Source organism: Rathayibacter sp. AY1C7 (assembly GCF_002931865.1).
In the GTDB taxonomy this organism is placed as follows: Bacteria; Actinomycetota; Actinomycetes; order Actinomycetales; family Microbacteriaceae; genus Rathayibacter.
Window position 1 is genome coordinate 1 of record NZ_PSWB01000040.1, and the last position, 15,942, is coordinate 15,942.

Below are 15,942 nucleotides of genomic sequence, written 5' to 3' on the forward strand. Positions count from 1 at the left end.
GCCCCGTCTCTTCCGCCCGTCCCGTCCCGTCCCAGGAGGACCGATGCCGTCCCGCTCAGCCCGCACCACCGGGATCGTCCTCGCCGCCCTCGGAATCGTCGGCGTCGTCCTCGCGATCGTGCTGCTCGTCCGGCCCGCCGGCGGGGGAGCGCCCGGCGCAGCCACGGCGTCCGCGGGCCCGTCCTCGGCGCCGTCCGGGAGCGCTCCGGCGACGTCCGCCGCTCCCGGCTCCGCGGAGGCGACCGACGGCGCCGCCGCCCCCGCATCGACGGCCTCCGCCGCACCGTCAGACACCGAGCCGGGCACCGGATCCGATGCTCCTCCGGCGATCGTCTCCTTCGCCTCCACCCCCGCCTCCGTCGACTGCGAGGGCGACCGCACCGCCTCCGTCCCGCTCGCCCTGTCGTGGGAGACGAGCGGAGGCGCCACCGCCCGCCTGGCCGTCGGCACCACCGACGCGAGCGCGGGCGAGCCCGTCGACCTCGCGGCGTCCGGCTCCGCCGCCGTCACCGCCGACTGCCGCGACTCCGAGACCCTGATCACCCTCGCCGTCCTCGCCCCCGACGGCACCACCGCCCAGCGCACCCTCGTCGTCCCCGCCTCCTGAACCGCTCCGCCCGCGCGGAGGCGGTCACGGAGGCGTCGAGCGGCCCCGGCACGGCAGAATGGGACACGATGACCTCCACACCCCCTCCGCTCGGCCTGCTCCTCGACGTCGACGGGCCCATCGCGAGCCCCGTCACGCGCACGATCTCGATCCCCGAGATCGCCGACGACCTCGTCACCCTGGCCAACGCCGGCATCCCGATCGTGTTCAACACGGGCCGCTCCGACGCGTTCCTGCGCGAGCGGGTCCTGCCCGCGCTCCTCGAGCGAGGCGTCTCGGCCGAGGCCCGCATCGTCTGCGTCTGCGAGAAGGGCGCCGTCTGGTTCACCGTCGACTACCGCGGCACCTCGGAGCCGATCGTCGACGAGTCGCTCGCGATCCCCGAGCCGGTGGCCCGCGACCTCGAGCGGATGATCCGCTCCGACTACGACGACCTGGTCTTCTTCGACGAGACCAAGCGCGCGATGGTGTCCGCCGAGCAGCTGGTCGACCTGCCGAGCGAGGACTACCTCGAGCGCCAGCTCGTCTTCGATGCCGACGCCCTGCAGATCATGACCGCCGCGGGCCTCGGGGTCGAGCGACGCGGCATCCGGTATCCGAACGAGGAGGGGACGGTCGACTTCCGCATCGACCCGACCGTCATCTCGACCGACATCGAGTCGAACCGGCTCGGCAAGGACCTCGGCGCCCAGCGCGCCGTGGAGCTGCTCGGAGCGACGGGCGCGATCCCGCAGCGCTGGCGCACGGTCGGCGACTCCCGGAGCGACTACGCGATGGCCGACTGGCTGTTCGAGCACGCCTACGACGTCGCCCACGTCGACGTGCGGCCCGCAGAGGGCGTGCCCGAGAAGCCCTACCCGGTCCTCGTCGTCGACGGAGCCGTGAACGACGCGGCCGGCGCCGCCGTGCTCCGCCGCTGGACGGAGCTCGTCGCCGACGAGACGACGCCCGAGGTCGGCGGCGCGATCTCGCTCCATGCCCGGAGCTGATCCGCAACCCTCGTCCCTCGTCGCTCAGGACCGTTAGCGTTCGAGCATGAGAATCGCAGTCACCGGTGGATCCGGCAAGCTCGGCCGCCACGTCGTCACCCGCCTCCGCGCCTCCGGGCACGAGGTCTTCAACCTGGACCGTGCGGGGGACCGCGGCGCGGGCTTCGTCCGCATCGACATCGCCGACTACGGCCAGGTCGTGGACGCGCTGCAGTCGGTGAACGACCAGTACGAGGGCATCGACGCGCTCGTGCACCTCGCCGCGATCCCCGCGCCGGGCCTCGTGCCCGACGTCGCCACGTTCCACAACAACATGATCGCGACGTTCAACGCGTTCCACGGAGCGATCCGTGCCGGCATCCGCAACGTCGTCTACGCCTCCAGCGAGACCGTGCTGGGCCTGCCCTTCGACGTCCCGCCGCCCTACATCCCGGTCGACGAGCAGTACCCGGCGCGCCCGGAGTCGGTCTACTCGCTCACCAAGCACCTCGAGGAGCAGATGGCGATCGAGCTGTGCCGCTGGCACCCGGACCTGAAGATCACGGGCCTGCGCTTCTCGAACGTCATGGACGAGGCCGACTACGCCGAGTTCCCGTCGTTCGACTCCGACGCGCTGCTGCGCAAGTGGAACCTCTGGGGCTACATCGACGGACGCGACGGAGCGCAGGCGGTCGAGAAGGCGCTGCTCGCCGAGACGACCGGGTTCGACCGCTTCATCATCGCCGCGGCCGACACCGTGATGACGCGCCCCAACGCCGAGCTGGTGGCCGAGGTGTTCCCCGGCGTCGAGCTGCGCGGCGACCTCGGGACCACCGGGACCCTGCTCTCGATCGACCACGCCCGCGAGGTCCTCGGCTACGCCCCCGAGCACTCCTGGCGCGACTCGCAGCAGGGCTGACCCGCGGGCCCGGCGCATCGGGATCCGCGCTGTTCGTCGGTGGGGTGGATCCCGATACGCGGGCTGCGCCCGCTCCTCGATCAGCAGGGGTGCGGTCGGCCCGTGACCGTGCTGGTCGAGTAGCCGCGCAGCGGCGTATCGAGACCCGCCCCGTTCGTGCGCGGCTCGGCCCACCGCCCCACGCACGAGCGCGCCCGGTCCGCAGGACGACTGCAGGCCGGGCGCGCTCCGTGGAGCCGAGGATCAGCTCGGGATGTAGTTGAAGGTGTCGGGGTCGGGGCCGGTGCGGTGGCCGCGGTCGAGCGCCGTGATGTCGGTCATCGCCTCGTCGTCGAGCTCGAAGTCGAAGAGGGCGAAGTTCTCCTCCACGCGCTTGCGGGTGACCGACTTCGGGAAGACGATGTCGCCGCGCTGGATGTGCCAGCGGAGCACGACCTGCGCCGGGCTGCGGTCGACGTTGCGCGCGATGCGGGTGATGGTGTCGTCGTCGAGGACGAGGCCCTGCGCGATCGGCGACCAGGCCTCGGTCGCGATGCCGTGCTCGGTGCCGTAGGCGCGGAGCTCCTGCTGCACGAGGTAGGGGTGCACCTCGATCTGGTTCACGGCCGGGACGATGGTCGCCTCGGCGCGGAGCCGGTTGAGGTGGTTGGTCTGGAAGTTGGAGACGCCGATCGCCTTCGCCTTGCCGCTGCGGTAGATCTCCTCCATCGCCTTCCAGGTCTCCAGGTAGTCGCCCACGTTCGGGAGCGGCCAGTGGATGAGGAAGAGGTCGACGTAGTCGAACTTCAGCTCGCCGAGGGTGACGTCGATCGCGGCGAGAGCGTCCTCGCGGGCGTGGAAGCCGTTGTTGAGCTTGCTGGTCACGAAGACCTCGGAGCGGTCGAGGCCGGAGGCGCGGACGGCCTCGCCGACGCCCGCCTCGTTGCCGTACATCTCGGCGGTGTCGATGTGGCGGTAGCCGACCTCGAGGGCCGCCAGGGTGGCGTCCTTGGTCTCGGCCGGGTCGATCTGGAACACGCCGAAGCCCAGCTGCGGGATCTTCACGCCGTTGTTCAGGGTGATCGTGGGGACCGTTGCGGTGTCGTCGCTCATGAGCGAGTACGTCCTTTCGTCGGGGCGAGGGCGCAGTGGAGCCGCGCCGTCGTGCCTCCAGTCCATCGCCTGCGGCTCTCAGCATCAACCCCTTGCGCGCTCGGCGGACATCCAGCTTCCCCGCGGAGGAGGAGTCGGATCCCCTGAGCAGAGGTGCGCCCGCTCCGGGAACGCCGAAGGCCCCCGGCACGGATGCCGGGGGCCTTCGGGGAGCGCGACTTACGCGCGGGACTTGCGGCCGACGATCGCGCCGTAGATGAGGAGGACGACGATCGCACCGACGACGGAGACGATGATGCTCACGATGTTGATGCCGTTGACGGCGTCCTGGATGCCGAACAGCGTGCTGAGGAAGCCGCCGAGCAGCGCGCCCACGATGCCGAGGACGATCGTGATGATCCATCCGCCGCCCTGCTTGCCCGGGAGGATGAGCTTGGCGAGCGCCCCGGCGATGAGGCCGAGGATGATCCAGCTGATGATGCCCATGATGTTTCTCCTTCAGTTCGTGCTCGATCGGCCGTTCCGATGCGAGCGGAGACACCGGCGGGCCGGTGTCCGGTGAGTCGTGGAAGCGGGGGTCAGCGGAGGCGGCGCTGCACCTTGTCGCGGGCCTTGCTCGCGATGGCGGTGAGCTGCTTGGCCTCGCGCTTGGAGGTCTTCTTGAGCTTCTTGCGGGTCTTCTTCGTGGCCGGGTCGTTCCACACGCCGAGTGCGAGGTGGCGCAACTCTTCGTAGCGGCCACGGCCGGCGCGGGAGCCGAACACGTAGGCGGTGAAGGCGACCAGTGCCAGCAGGACGAGGCGGGGATTCATGCGGTGACCCTTCCATCGGAGAGCACCGGGTCGTGCTCGACACCCATTTGACTCTCCTGCGCAATCCGTGACAAACCACGGCCCGACCATTGACAGGGACCCCTCGCATCGTGTTCCGCGTGCGCGTGTACCCGATTCAGCCGCAGGCCGGAGACGTCTCGGACGGGAAGCGAGCGTGGAGGTAGTGGCCGTAGCCGCCCTCGACCCGGTTGTCGCGGCGGCCGGAGGTGACCACCTCGCCGCGGTCCGTCGCTCCGACCCGGGCGCCGCTCGCGCGCAGCCGCTCGACGAGCAGGACGTCCTCGTGCAGCGGCTCCCGGCCGAAGCCGCCCGCCGCGAGGTATGCGCTCGCGCGGACGCCGAGGTTCGCGCCGTGGATGCTGCCGATCGACTCCTCCCGCGCGCGGACGTCTCGCCAGCGCGAGTAGGCACCGGGGGAGAGGTCGGCCGGGTCGGGCCGGACCGTGCCGAGCAGCGCGTCGTGCCGTCGGGAGTGCTCGACGTGGGCGGCCAGCCAGTCGCGGGGGACCACGGTGTCGGCGTCGGTGTTGGCGATCCACACCTGCTCGAGCGGAGCAGCGACGGAGGAGAGGGCGTGCGCGATCCCGGCGGAGCGGGCGGCGCCGACTCCGCAGCGGGCGAGCTCCAGCACCTCGGCGCCGGCGGCACGGGCCCTCTCGACGGTCGCGTCGGAGCAGCCGTCCGCGGCGACCACGAGGCGCATCCCGATTCCGGGCGCCCGATGGGCGAGGTGGGTCGCGCTCGCCCGGACGGAGGCGATCAGGCCGCCGATCCGCTCCTCCTCGTCGAGGGCCGGGACGACGACCAGCACCTGCGCGAGCCGGCTCACACCAGCCCCGTCCGGCGGGCGACCGAGCGGGAGTCGCGGGCGTGGACCTCGAGCAGGACGTCCTCCTCCTCGTGGCGGGCGAGGCGGTGCAGGCCCAGCTCCGCCACGGCGGACTGCACGGCGTCGCCGTCCAGAGCGAGCCCCTCGATCGGATGCCGCCAGTGCACGGTGACGAGCTCCCCCGCGGGGGCGAGGGCGTCGCGGATGGTGCGCAGCACGCCGGGGAGGGCGTCGCCGAGGTAGTAGCCGACCTCCGAGAGCACGACCAGGTCGAACGGACCCTCCGGCACGCCGCGGGTGATGTCGTGGTGCTCGACCCGCACGTGCTCGAGCGGAGCGAGGCGGCGGGCGGCGCGCTCGACGGCGGCGCTCGACACGTCGATCGCCAGCAGGCGGTCGGCCCGGTCGGCCAGCGCCTCGGCCAGCACGCCGATCGAGGCGCCGATCTCCAGCACGGAGCCGTAGCGCTGCTCCGGCAGGCTCGCGAGGGTCAGGGCGCGCTTGCGCTGCTCGTACCAGCGGCTCGTGTACCCCCACGGGTCCTCGTGGCGGGCGTACAGCTCGTCGAAGTAGCTCATGCGATCCTCACCAGCCGGTCGTCCCCGGTGAAGGTGCGCAGGAAGAGCGGATGGAGCACCGGACCGGTCCCGTCGGGCCCGGGGCGGGTCTGGCTGGGATAGCGGGAGCGGGCACGGCGGGTGCGCTCGAGCAGCTCGTCGTCGAGCGGCAGGCGCACGAGGTCGCCCCACGGCACCTCGGGGTCCTCCGGGACCGCCCAGTGCCACAGCCAGATCGGCGCGGCGAGCAGCGGCTGCCCGAGCTCGCGCGCGACCTCCGCGCAGATCTCGCCGACCACGCGGTGGTCCCGGTGCCCGTCCCCGGTCCAGGTGGAGAGGAGCAGGACGGTCCCGGGGGCGCCGGCCGCCCGCTCGCGCACCTCGCGTGCGATGCGCTCGTGGTGCTCCGGGGTCGCCGAGTCCGGCACGTCGAGGAAGGCGAGCCCGATGCCGGGGCCGAGCTCCGCCAGTGCGTCCGAGGCCTCCCGCCGGCGCTCGGCAGCGAGGTCCGCGTCCCGCTCCCCATGGGCCGCGGCTCCGTCGGTCACGACGACGACGTCGACCGCGATCCCGCGCCGACGCGCGAGCGCGATGGTGCCGCCGCAGCCGAGGGTCTCGTCGTCGGCGTGCGCCACGACCACCAGGACGCGCCGGATCCCGTCGGGCAGGGTCAGCTCCGGGAGGCGGTCGCGGCGGCCGTCCGCGGTCCAGCGCTCGAGAGGAGTGCCCTCGAGGCGCCCGTCGAAGGGCCGGCTCACCAGGAGGCCGCCTCGCCCGAGGCGAGCACGGCGCGGCCGAGAGCGGCGTCGTCGCGCTCGGCGTGGTGCTGGCGGACGTAGAGCGCGAGGTCGGCGACGCGCTTGGCGTGCTCGGCGTCGAGGGCGAGCGGAGCCGGGCCGAGCGCGCGGCCGGCGCGGAGCAGGATCTCCTCGACCGCTCCGGCGACGCTCGCCCGCACGCGCTTGGCGAGCAGTGAGCCGCGGGGGCCGTCGGCCTCGCCCGCGTCGACCGCCGCGGCGGCCTCGTCCAGCGCCCGGCGCGACGCGGAGAGCGCCGTGTCGATCGCTCCGAGGTGGGCCAGGAGGTGCGGGTCCTCGCGTCGGGCTGCCGCTGCCGCGACGGCAGCCGCGACTCCGAGGGCTCCGCCGTGCCAGCAGGCGGCGACGCCGATGCCGCCCCAGGCGAAGCCGGGCCGCGAGAGGTACCAGCCGGCGTCCCCCACGGGGACGGCGCGGGTGCCGGAGAAGCGGACCGGTCCGCTGGGCACCTCCGTCAGGCCCCGCGCGTGCCAGGCGTCCTGCTCCGGCGTAGCCGACCCGTCGCGCAGCGCCACGGCGAAGAGGCGGCGCTCGCCGGAGGCGTCGCCGACGTGGGCGGTGACGAGGGCGGCGTCGAGGCGGTCGGCCAGCGAGCACCAGGGCTTCACTCCGTCGAGCAGCCAGTCGCCGTCGCTCTCGCGCGCGACCAGAGGATCCCCGCCGCCCTCGGCCGCGAAGACCCCCCAGGCGGCGTCGGCGGCGACTCCGAGTCCGGACGGGTCGAGCTCCGCCTCGCCGAGGATCGCGAGAGCGTCGAGGTGCGGCTCCACCGCGCGCGCGACGCCGAGGTCGTGCCGAGCCAGGCGCTCGAGGAGACCGTGCAGCTCGGCGGTGCGACCGGTGCCGGGCCGGGGCGCGTCGGCGCTCAGACCGCGCGCGAAGCCGAGCGCGCCGTCGACGTCGTGGGGGAGGAGAGAGGAGGAGTGCTGGTCCATCGCCTCCGAAACTACGCAGTCGAGCGGGCGGCGTCCGGCGATTGTCCCCGAACGGACGGGCTGCTAAGCGTCAGATGTCAAGGTCGTTGATCCTGTGCAGGAGAGAGGCGAAGAGCTCGACGTCGGCGAGCGCCCAGCTGCGCAGCTCCTCGTGCATCAGCGCCTGGTTCGAGCTGCGGATCTCGCGCAGCCGCGCGGCGGTCGCCGGAGTCACCGAGAGGATCGTGGCGCGGCCGTCCTGCGGGTCGGGGGTGCGCTCGAGGAAGCCGAGGCGGTCGAGCGCCGTGATCTGGCGGCTGAGCGCCGACTTGTCCATCTCGAGGAGCTCGGCCAGCACGCCCGAGTGCACGGGTCCGCGGCGCTCGAGCGCCGAGATCGTCTTGTAGCCCAGTGGCGTCAGCTCCGGGTGGAGACGCTCGGCGTAGGAGCGCATCGCCGCCCGCACACGGTTGAAGAGGGTGCTGAGCTCGCCCTCCACCGAGGCGATCGCGGAGTCGACGTCGCGGGCGGAGTCGGGGGTCGGGCCGGTCATGCCTCCAGCATCCCGCGCGAGGACCCTCCTCCTCGACTTGCGCCCGCGCGCCGCGATGACGTACGCTTCCCGAAGCCAAAGACCGCCGGTTTCCGGTGTGCGCACGAGCAGGGCCCCGGCCCCGCGGATCGCCACCGGACGAAGGATTCGCGAAGCGAATTGCCCGCGCAGGTGCACGAGTTCAGTTCCGCCTCACCGCGATCCCGAAGCTCCGCGCCCCTGTGCCGGAGCTTTTTTCTTTGCCTGCCTTCGGGCTACCGGCACGAGAATTCACAGGAGTAGCCATGGCGAACAAGGAAGCCTCGGTTGCCGAACTCACGGAGAAGTTCCAGAGCTCGACGGCCGTTCTGCTGACCGAGTACCGCGGTCTCACTGTTGCTCAGCTCAAGACGCTGCGCAAGGACATCAGTGAGCACGCAACCTACGCCGTGGTGAAGAACACGCTGACCAAGATCGCGGCGAACAACGCCGGTATCTCGTCCTTCGACGACGAGCTCGCTGGCCCCTCGGCCATCGCGTTCGTGCACGGCGACCCTGTCGCCGTCGCGAAGTCGCTGCGTGCCTTCGCCAAGGCAAACCCTCTCCTCGTGGTCAAGGGCGGTTACTTCGACGGTAACCCGCTGACCGCAGAAGAGGTGGGCAAGCTCGCCGACCTCGAGTCCCGCGAAGTTCTGCTCGGCAAGCTCGCCGGCGCCTTCAAGGCCTCGCTGTTCGGTGCCGCATATCTGTTCAACGCTCCGCTCTCGAAGGCCGTTCGCACGGTCGAGGCGCTGCGCGAGAAGCAGGAGTCCGCGAGCTGACGTCTTCCCCTTCCGGGAAGCAGTGCGCGCGCGGTTCGTAGACAAAGAAAAACAAGGAGAAAAATCATGGCAAAGCTCACGCAGGACGAGCTCATCGAGGCCTTCAAGGAGCTCACGCTCATCGAGCTCTCGGAGTTCGTCAAGAAGTTCGAAGAGGTCTTCGAGGTCACCGCTGCGGCGCCCGTCGCCGCCGCCGGTGTGGCCGGCCCGGCCGCCCCCGCCGAAGAGGTCGAGGAGCAGACCGAGTTCGACGTCGTGCTCGAGGCCGCCGGCGAGAAGAAGATCCAGGTCATCAAGGAGGTGCGCGCCCTCACCAGCCTCGGCCTCGGTGAGGCGAAGGCGCTCGTCGACGGTGCCCCCAAGGCGGTCCTCGAGGCCGTCAACAAGGAGACCGCCGAGAAGGCCAAGGCTCAGCTCGAGGGCGCCGGCGCGACCGTCACCGTCAAGTAATCCCCTTCACCCGTCGCGGGTGCCGGCTCCGGTCGGTCGCTCGTCGGGGTGACGCAGGCACGCCTGCAGACGCAGGGCGTCGTCTTCTCGGAGGCGGCGCCCTTCGTCGTTCCCGGCCGTTGGAGGCCCGCGCCCCTAGGATCGGAGCGTGACTGCTCACGATTTGCTCGCCGGGCTCCCCGCCCGCGACGTCCCGCCCAGCGAGGTCTCGCTCAGCGAGCTCCTGAGCGACTTCGTCTCGGTGACGCACCGGATCACCCGCCTCGCCGCCCAGGCGACCGGCAACCAGGAGTCGCAGGCCGTCTGGCGCACGCTCTCGGTGCTCCTCTCGATGGGCCCGATGCGCCTGGGGGAGCTCGCCTCCCAGAGCCGCGTCTCTCAGCCCACGATGACCAAGATCGTGAAGAACCTCGTCGAGACCGGCTGGCTCGACCGGATCGCCGATCCCCTCGACGCGCGCGCCTGGCAGATCCGCCTGGCTCCCGCCGGCGCGGACGCGCTGAACGCCTGGCGGACCGACCTCGGCGACGCGCTGACGCCGATCTTCGCCGATCTCACCCTCGAGGACCGCCGCGTCCTCGAGCGCGCCGTCGAGATCATGCACGAGCGCCTCGTCGTCGGCCCGCGGGACTGACCCCTCCCGCGCGGTTCCGCCGCGCGGCACACTGGTCGCGTGCAGATGCGACTCGAGCTCGTCCCCCTCCCCGTCGGCGACGTCGACCGCGCGGTCGCCTTCTACACGGAGGTGATGGGCTTCCACCTCGACCACGACGTGCGGCCCTCCGCCGCGATGCGCGTGGTCCAGCTCACCCCGCCCGGCTCGGCCTGCTCGATCGTGGTCGGCAGCGGGATGGGCCCCGGTCCGGAGGAGGGCGTCGTCCGCTCCCTCCACCTCGTCGTCGACGACATCGCCGCCGCTCGCGCGGAGCTCGTCGGCCGCTCGCTCGAGATCAGCGAGGTCCAGGACCTGGGCGGCGTGCAGTACGCGTACTTCGCCGATCCGGACGGCAACACCTGGGCGCTCCAGGAGATCGGGAGCAGGACGCCCCCGGAGTGAGTCAGTCCTCGGGCCAGCGGACCCGGGCGTCGACGTCGGGGTGCTTGCGCAGCCAGGCCGCGACGAAGGGGCAGCGCGGGACGACCGTGCCGCCCGCCTCCGTGATCGCGGTGACCGCGGCCCGCGCGAGGATGCTCCCGAGGCCGTGGCCCTCCCACACCGTCGTCGACGACGGTGTGGGTGAGCGTCACCTCGTCGCCCTGACGGGTGTACGCGGCGAAGCCGGCCGGGGTGCCGCCGACCTCGATCACGAAGCGGGACCGCTCGGGGACGTCGCGGACGGTGGGGGTGTCGGAGTCGCTCATGCTCCGATTCTCGCCCCCCGCGGCGCCGAGGTGCTGGTGCGGATCACCAGCGAGGCGGGGATCAGCGTGTGGCGGGCCGGGGGAGGGGGCTCGCCGCGACCGAGGGCGGCCAGCGCGTCCAGCACCAGCGCGACTGCGAGCTCGCCCTGCTGGCGCGGGTCCTGGCGGATCGAGCTGAGACCGAAGAGCTCGGCGAGGGGGTGGTCGTCGATCCCGATGACGGAGACGTCCTCGGGCACCGAGAGGCCGAGCTCGCGCGCCGCGAGGATGATCCCGATCGCGATCTCGTCGGAGGCGGCGAAGATCGCCGTCGGCCGGGTCCGCGGGTCGCCGAGGACCTGCCGTCCGGCGCTGTGCCCGCCGGGGATGTCGAAGGTGGTGGGCACGATGTCCTGCGCGCCCGGCTCGAGGCCGGCGGCCGCGAGCGCCTGGCGGAAGCCGTCGCGGCGCTGCGTGTGGACGTGAAAGTCCATCTCCTCCTCCGCGAGCCCGCCGATGTGGACGACCCGCTCGTGGCCGAGGGAGAGCAGGTGCTCCGTGGCGAGGCGGGAGGCGGCGACGTCGTCGATGCTGAAGGTGGGGATGCCGGGGAGCTCGCCGCCGATGCCGACGATGGGCTTGCCCAGGGCGAGGAGCGCCTCCGTCTCGTGCGGCGAGATCTCGAGCGTGACGGCGACGATCGCGTCGACGCGCTTGCGGACGAGGTAGTACTCGAACACGCTCCGGCGGGCGTCGAGGTGCTTGTCGATGTTGTAGAGGAGCAGGTCGTAGCCGGCGGCGAGCAGGGCGCGCTCGATGCCCTCGATGATCCCGGCGAAGAACCACTGGTTGATGATCGGGATGATCACGGCGATGTTGTTGCTGCGGCCGGTGACGAGGCTGGAGGCGTTGGCGGAGACGACGTAGCCCAGGCTCGTCGCGGCGCGCTCGACGCGCTGCTTCGTCCCCGCGGAGACGTAGCCCCGGCCGCTGAGCGCGCGCGAGACCGTCGCCTTCGACACTCCTGCGAGCTCGGCCACCTCTTCGATGCCTGGCACGGCGTTCCTCCCGACCGTCCGGCCTCGATGCTGGAAACGGTTCCAGGAAGTTATACCCCGCCCGGCGGCCGGGCGTCGCGCCGAGATCGATCTCCGCCCGGCCCGGCCGCCGCGATCGCCGTTCTGACGCTGAATCGTTATCTCAGAGAGCGCTCTATCACCGGCGTTGTGCTTTCATCGTTCTTGTGGAAAGGTTTCCCTCCGTGGGAGCCCATCCACACGAATCCGGTGATCCGCTCGGAGTTCCTCCTGGCATCGCCATCACCAGCATCCGAGTCGTCGCGGCACACGCTTCGAGCCGCCACAGCCTCCCGATCCCGATCGGCGAGGAGCGGCCTGCTCGGCTGGTTCCACCACTCAATGAGGAGGAAGAATGCGGTCATCCCTGCACCGCCGTATCACCGTCCCGGTTGCCGTTCTGGCAGCGGCCGGCATCGCACTCGCGGGCTGCTCCAGCAGCAGTGACCCCAACGACCCGAACGCCGCCGGCAGCTCGGCCGGCACGGTCGGCACCGCCGACGGCGTCGTCAACGTCTACGGCACCATCAACGGCGACGAGGCCACCCTTCTCGAGCAGTCCTGGGCGGACTGGGAGAAGGAGAGCGGCATCGAGATCAAGTACACGGGCGACAAGGAGTTCGAGAAGCAGATCGGCATCAAGGTCCAGGGTGGCGACACCCCCGACCTCGCGATCTTCCCGCAGCCGGGTCTGCTCGCCGACACCGTCGCCTCCGGCAAGGTGCAGGAGCTCCCCGAGGGCGCCCTCGCCAATGTCAAGCAGAACTGGTCCGAGGACTGGCAGAAGTACGGCCAGGTCGACGGCACCCAGTACGGCGCGCCGCTGATGGCGTCCGTCAAGGGCTACATCTGGTACTCGCCGGCCAAGTTCACGGAGTGGGGCGTCTCCGTTCCCACGACGTGGGACGAGATGGAGGCGCTCGGCAAGACGATCGCCGAGAAGACCGGCGGACCGTCCTGGTGCGCGGGCTTCAACTCCGGTGAGGCCTCCGGCTGGCCCGGAACCGACTGGATCGAGGACGCCGTCCTCCGCGAGGCCGGCCCCGACGTCTACGACTCCTGGGTCGCGGGCGACACCCCCTTCACCGACCCGGCCATCAAGTCCGCGTTCGACTCCGTCGGATCGATCCTCCTCGACCCGACCCTCGTCAACGCCGGCTACGGCGACGTGAAGTCGATCAACTCCACCGCCTTCGGCGACGTCGCCCAGAACATGGCGAACGGCACCTGCGCGCTGACCCACCAGGCCTCGTTCTTCGAGGGCTTCCTGACCTCGGCCGGCGCCAACGTTGCCGAGGACGGCGACGTGTGGGCCTTCCTCACCCCGCCGGTCAAGGCCGACGACGCCCAGGCCGTCACCGGTGGTGGCGAGATGGTCGCCGCGTTCTCGAACGACGAGGACACCGCGAAGGTCCAGGAGTACCTGGCCAGCGCCGACTGGGCCAACAGCCGCGTCTCCCTCGGCGGCGTCATCTCCGCGAACACCGGTCTCGACCCGGCCAACGCGGGCAGCGACGTCCTGAAGGACTCCATCGCGATCCTCCAGAACCCGGACACCACGTTCCGCTTCGACGCGTCCGACCTCATGCCGAAGGCAGTGGGCTCGGACAGCTTCTTCAAGGGCATGGTCGACTGGATCGACGGCACGAGCACCGACCAGGCGCTCGAGGAGATCCAGGCCGGCTACACCTCCTAGCAGCGGAGCAGAGCCGCCGCTCCCGAGTGGCGGCTCAGCCGTGACGGCCCGGCCCCCGGATCCACGGATCCCGGGGCCGGGCCCCTCCTGAGTCCAGAGTCGCACTCGAAAGGGCGTCCATGTCCCCCATCACCATCTCGGGGTTCTTCCAATGGCTGGCGGGAATCCCGCCGCTCGCGCAGATCCCGCTCATCCTCCTGGCCTTCGCGGCCGTGGTGGCGCTCATCCTCTTCTTCGTCGAGATCGCGCCCCGCCGCGGCACCGGCTACACGGTCCTCCGGCTCGCGGTCACGGTCGTCCTGCCGGTCGTCCTCCTGCTGGTCTTCGGCCTCTACAACTCCGTCCTCTGGGTCGCGGTGGTGGCCGCCGTCATCGGCGGCGCGCTGTTCCTGCTCGACTTCCGGTCCCGCAAAGGCGCGGGCTACGGACTCCAGCTCATCGCGTTCATGGCACCGGCCGCCTTCTTCATCCTCATCGGCCTGATCTACCCGACGATCACGACGGCCATCAACGCGTTCATGAAGAACGACGGCTCCGGTTTCGCCGGCATCGACAACTTCGTCTGGGTCTTCACCAGCCCCGACGGCATCACCGCCTTCCTGAACACGGTGGTCTGGGTGCTCCTGGCCCCCATCACGGCGACCGCGATCGGTCTCGCCTACGCGGTCTTCATCGACAAGAGCCGCGGCGAGAAGTTCTTCAAGCTGCTGGTCTTCATGCCGATGGCGATCTCGTTCGTCGGCGCGTCGATCATCTTCAAGTTCTTCTACGACGTGCGCCAGGGCGAGCAGATCGGCCTCCTCAACGGCATCCTCACCGCCTTCGGCGCCCCGCCGGTCGACTGGCTGGGACTCGAGCCGTGGAACACGCTGTTCCTCGTCGTCGTCCTCATCTGGACCCAGGCCGGATTCGCCATGACGGTGCTCTCCGCCGCCATCAAGGGCGTCCCCTCCGAGCAGCTCGAAGCGGCCTCGCTCGACGGCACCAGCGCGTGGCAGTCCTTCTGGAACGTCACCGTCCCCGGCATCCGCTCCTCGATCGTGGTCGTCCTCACGACGATCTCGATCGCGTCGCTGAAGGTCTTCGACATCGTCTCGGCGATGACCGGCGGCCGCTCCGACACCACGGTCCTCGCGTTCGAGATGGTCCGCCAGTTCCAGCTCGGCGCCCGCAGCGGCTACAGCGCGGCCCTCGCGGTCATCCTGTTCCTGCTCGTGCTCCCGATCGTCGTCTACAACGCCCGCCAGCTCGCCAAGCAGAGGGAGATCCGATGAGCGTCACGCCCACTCCGATCCAGGTTCCGGTCGACCGCAGCACCGAGCGCGCGCTCGCCCGCGGCGAGTCCAGGATCGAGGCGGCCAGCGGCAAGGTCAAGAAGGCGACGACGTCGCGCGGCGCCACCCTCGCCGCGCTGATCATCGCCGTCATCTGGACCGTCCCCACCCTCGGCCTGTTCATCTCGTCGTTCCGCCCCGCGAACGACATCAAGACGACCGGCTGGTGGACGATCTTCGCCAACCCCGGCTTCACCCTCGACAACTACGCGAACGCGCTCAACTCGGGCGACAGCCTGACCCTGGGCAAGGCGTTCGTGAACTCGCTCGTCATCACGCTGCCGGCGGCGCTGATCCCGATCACGATCGCCAGCCTCGCCGCCTACGCGTTCGCCTGGATCGACTTCAAGGGCCGCAACACGCTCTTCGTCCTCGTGTTCTCGCTCCAGATCGTCCCCATCCAGATGGCGCTCGTGCCGCTGCTGCAGCTGTTCTCGGACGGCCTGCGCATCGGAGGGCTCTACATCCTCCCCGGCCTCGGGGTGAACGGGTTGGACGGCTCCTACGCGAAGGTGTGGATCGCGCACACGATCTTCGCGCTCCCGCTCGCGATCTTCATGCTCCACAACTTCATCTCCGAGATCCCCGGCGAGGTCATCGAAGCGGCACGAGTGGACGGCGCCGGACACGGCCAGATCTTCTTCCGCATCGTGCTCCCGCTCTCGGTCCCCGCCATCGCCTCCTTCGGCATCTTCCAGTTCCTCTGGGTCTGGAACGACCTGCTGGTCGCGACGGTCTTCACCTCCGGACAAGGGCTGCCGATCACGAAGGCGCTGCAGGACCTCACCGGCTCCTACGGCCAATCGTGGGAGCTGCTCACGGCCGGCGCGTTCATCTCGATCATCGTGCCGCTCATCGTGTTCTTCTCCCTCCAGAGGTTCTTCGTCCGCGGCCTCCTCGCCGGCGCCACCAAGGGCTGACGACCCGCGGGGGTGCCGTGGGCGGCGTTGTCGTCGTCGGCGGTAGCTCCGCTACAGCTCTCCTCCTCCGCCTTGCCCACGACACCCCCGCGGGCCGTCAGCACTGCTCGTCGGGGGAAGAGGGGGGGGGCACGAACGAAGGCCCGGGTCCTGCTGCGCAGGACCCGGGCCTTCGTCGTGCGGTGGCGCCGGGGGCGGCCACCAGGGGAGCACGGCGAAGGCCCGGGTCCTGCGC

At 71.0% G+C, this 15,942-nt stretch carries 20 protein-coding genes; 10 read left to right on the plus strand and 10 right to left on the minus strand.

Annotated features, from left to right (window positions below; genetic code table 11):
- Window positions 1–43 precede the first annotated feature (43 nt).
- The 3 genes from C5C69_RS15905 to C5C69_RS15915 all read left to right on the plus strand — a co-directional run bounded on the left by C5C69_RS15905 (window position 44) and on the right by C5C69_RS15915 (window position 2,494).
- Window positions 44–607, plus strand: coding sequence for a hypothetical protein (locus C5C69_RS15905; RefSeq protein WP_104234600.1), 564 nt, complete (start codon window positions 44–46; stop codon window positions 605–607).
- Between the two features lie 68 nt (window positions 608–675).
- The gene (locus tag C5C69_RS15910) at window positions 676–1,596 is read left to right on the plus strand and encodes a hypothetical protein (protein WP_104234599.1); all 921 of its coding nucleotides are present in this window, start codon (window positions 676–678) and stop codon (window positions 1,594–1,596) included.
- A gap of 46 nt (window positions 1,597–1,642) precedes the next feature.
- The gene (locus tag C5C69_RS15915) at window positions 1,643–2,494 is read left to right on the plus strand and encodes an NAD(P)-dependent oxidoreductase (protein WP_104227477.1); all 852 of its coding nucleotides are present in this window, start codon (window positions 1,643–1,645) and stop codon (window positions 2,492–2,494) included.
- A gap of 243 nt (window positions 2,495–2,737) precedes the next feature.
- On the opposite strand, the gene C5C69_RS15920 is transcribed toward C5C69_RS15915, so the two are convergent.
- The 8 genes from C5C69_RS15920 to C5C69_RS15955 all read right to left on the minus strand — a co-directional run bounded on the left by C5C69_RS15920 (window position 2,738) and on the right by C5C69_RS15955 (window position 8,090).
- Window positions 2,738–3,586, minus strand: a complete 849-nt coding sequence (locus tag C5C69_RS15920) for an aldo/keto reductase (protein WP_104234598.1) — start codon at window positions 3,584–3,586, stop codon at window positions 2,738–2,740.
- Window positions 3,587–3,805: 219 nt separating this feature from the next.
- Window positions 3,806–4,072, minus strand: a complete 267-nt coding sequence (locus C5C69_RS15925) for a GlsB/YeaQ/YmgE family stress response membrane protein (protein WP_104224330.1) — start codon at window positions 4,070–4,072, stop codon at window positions 3,806–3,808.
- A gap of 92 nt (window positions 4,073–4,164) precedes the next feature.
- Window positions 4,165–4,398: a hypothetical protein gene (locus C5C69_RS15930; protein ID WP_104227476.1), complete on the minus strand. Its 234-nt coding sequence runs from the start codon at window positions 4,396–4,398 to the stop codon at window positions 4,165–4,167.
- 136 nt (window positions 4,399–4,534) lie between these two features.
- A complete protein-coding gene (locus tag C5C69_RS15935) occupies window positions 4,535–5,248 on the minus strand; it encodes a glycosyltransferase family 2 protein (protein WP_104234597.1) in 714 nt (237 codons plus the stop codon).
- Window positions 5,245–5,826, minus strand: coding sequence for a class I SAM-dependent methyltransferase (locus C5C69_RS15940; RefSeq protein ID WP_104234596.1), 582 nt, complete (start codon window positions 5,824–5,826; stop codon window positions 5,245–5,247). Before C5C69_RS15940 ends, C5C69_RS15935 begins: the two co-directional genes overlap by 4 nt.
- Window positions 5,823–6,563: a PIG-L deacetylase family protein gene (locus C5C69_RS15945; RefSeq protein ID WP_181027272.1), complete on the minus strand. Its 741-nt coding sequence runs from the start codon at window positions 6,561–6,563 to the stop codon at window positions 5,823–5,825. Before C5C69_RS15945 ends, C5C69_RS15940 begins: the two co-directional genes overlap by 4 nt.
- Window positions 6,560–7,558 carry an acyl-CoA dehydrogenase gene (locus C5C69_RS15950; protein ID WP_219812390.1) on the minus strand — a complete coding sequence of 333 codons (999 nt, stop codon included), beginning with the start codon at window positions 7,556–7,558 and terminating at the stop codon, window positions 6,560–6,562. The genes C5C69_RS15945 and C5C69_RS15950 overlap by 4 nt, the downstream gene beginning before the upstream one ends.
- A gap of 70 nt (window positions 7,559–7,628) precedes the next feature.
- Complete coding sequence (locus C5C69_RS15955) at window positions 7,629–8,090, minus strand: MarR family winged helix-turn-helix transcriptional regulator (protein WP_104224334.1); 462 nt, start codon at window positions 8,088–8,090, stop codon at window positions 7,629–7,631.
- Window positions 8,091–8,374: 284 nt separating this feature from the next.
- On the opposite strand from C5C69_RS15955, the gene rplJ reads away from it, so the two are divergent.
- The 4 genes from rplJ (at window position 8,375) to C5C69_RS15975 (ending at window position 10,397) form a co-directional block, all read left to right on the plus strand.
- Entirely contained in the window at window positions 8,375–8,890 is a 516-nt protein-coding gene (gene rplJ / locus C5C69_RS15960) for a 50S ribosomal protein L10 (RefSeq protein WP_055791018.1), read from the plus strand.
- 66 nt (window positions 8,891–8,956) lie between these two features.
- The gene (gene rplL / locus C5C69_RS15965; RefSeq protein WP_104224335.1) at window positions 8,957–9,340 is read left to right on the plus strand and encodes a 50S ribosomal protein L7/L12; all 384 of its coding nucleotides are present in this window, start codon (window positions 8,957–8,959) and stop codon (window positions 9,338–9,340) included.
- Window positions 9,341–9,488: 148 nt separating this feature from the next.
- Window positions 9,489–9,974 (plus strand): MarR family winged helix-turn-helix transcriptional regulator, encoded by a 486-nt coding sequence (locus C5C69_RS15970; protein WP_258059518.1) that lies wholly within the window; start codon window positions 9,489–9,491, stop codon window positions 9,972–9,974.
- A gap of 39 nt (window positions 9,975–10,013) precedes the next feature.
- Window positions 10,014–10,397 (plus strand): VOC family protein, encoded by a 384-nt coding sequence (locus tag C5C69_RS15975; RefSeq protein WP_181027271.1) that lies wholly within the window; start codon window positions 10,014–10,016, stop codon window positions 10,395–10,397.
- A 1-nt stretch (window position 10,398) separates the two neighbouring features.
- On the opposite strand, the gene C5C69_RS17160 is transcribed toward C5C69_RS15975, so the two are convergent.
- Both C5C69_RS17160 and C5C69_RS15985 read right to left on the minus strand, forming a co-directional pair.
- Window positions 10,399–10,557 (minus strand): N-acetyltransferase, encoded by a 159-nt coding sequence (locus C5C69_RS17160; protein WP_219812391.1) that lies wholly within the window; start codon window positions 10,555–10,557, stop codon window positions 10,399–10,401.
- A gap of 141 nt (window positions 10,558–10,698) precedes the next feature.
- Window positions 10,699–11,739, minus strand: coding sequence for a LacI family DNA-binding transcriptional regulator (locus tag C5C69_RS15985; RefSeq protein WP_104224337.1), 1,041 nt, complete (start codon window positions 11,737–11,739; stop codon window positions 10,699–10,701).
- A gap of 373 nt (window positions 11,740–12,112) precedes the next feature.
- On the opposite strand from C5C69_RS15985, the gene C5C69_RS15990 reads away from it, so the two are divergent.
- The 3 genes from C5C69_RS15990 (at window position 12,113) to C5C69_RS16000 (ending at window position 15,707) form a co-directional block, all read left to right on the plus strand.
- The gene (locus tag C5C69_RS15990) at window positions 12,113–13,453 is read left to right on the plus strand and encodes an ABC transporter substrate-binding protein (RefSeq protein WP_104258282.1); all 1,341 of its coding nucleotides are present in this window, start codon (window positions 12,113–12,115) and stop codon (window positions 13,451–13,453) included.
- 119 nt (window positions 13,454–13,572) lie between these two features.
- Window positions 13,573–14,727, plus strand: coding sequence for a carbohydrate ABC transporter permease (locus C5C69_RS15995; protein WP_181027270.1), 1,155 nt, complete (start codon window positions 13,573–13,575; stop codon window positions 14,725–14,727).
- A complete protein-coding gene (locus C5C69_RS16000; RefSeq protein ID WP_104224339.1) occupies window positions 14,724–15,707 on the plus strand; it encodes a carbohydrate ABC transporter permease in 984 nt (327 codons plus the stop codon). Before C5C69_RS15995 ends, C5C69_RS16000 begins: the two co-directional genes overlap by 4 nt.
- Window positions 15,708–15,942 lie beyond the last annotated feature (235 nt).